Raw genomic sequence first — 660 nt, forward strand, 5'->3', positions numbered from 1 at the left:
CCGTTTCTTCGGCAAGGACGACATCGATTCTTCGTCCTTGGCACGCACGTTCACACCATTCCAGCTTTTGCGCCATCGACATTCGACCTGCTGGGCCGTATTCAGGGCTGAGGTTAGCAACGAATATCACCTTCGCTTTTCGGTTTGCTGCAATGGCTTTGCCCAGCTCAGGCAATAACAATGGCGGCATAATACTGGTGAGGAAACTGCCTGGGCCAAGAATGATTGCATCGGCTTCTGCCAGAGCAGTAACGGCTTCTTTAGTGGCTGGAACTTCTGGTGAAAGATCTAAGCGACGTAAGTCGGTTTCCATCTCATCCACATTGGTTTCACCTGTGACCCATTGACCGTTCACTGAAAGTGCAGACAAATCCGAAGGGTGCTCTGACATTGGCAGAATATTGACATCAACCTTAAGCATGTTTCGGATCAGATTGATTGCATCCAGCGGTCGAACCGACAAGTTATCCAATGCTGTTAGCATCAAATTGCCAAGGTTGTGGCCGTCCAGCTCTCCCGTACCTTTAAAGCGGTATTCGAACATCATCGAACTGATAGATGGTTCAGTGATTAGCTGGTTGATGCAGTTTCTGGTGTCTCCCCAAGCGATGCCACCTTGGCAATGACGAATACGTCCAGTTGAACCACCATTGTCGGTTG

The 660-nt window shown here is 49.4% G+C and carries 1 protein-coding gene; it reads right to left on the reverse strand.

Translation table 11 applies throughout. From position 1 onward, the window contains the following. The coding region (gene yvcK / locus R7Q46_RS27610; protein WP_318078341.1) for a uridine diphosphate-N-acetylglucosamine-binding protein YvcK at positions 1 to 660 on the reverse strand (660 nt) is incomplete at both ends.

The sequence above is a fragment of the Vibrio sp. 811 genome (assembly GCF_033339195.1).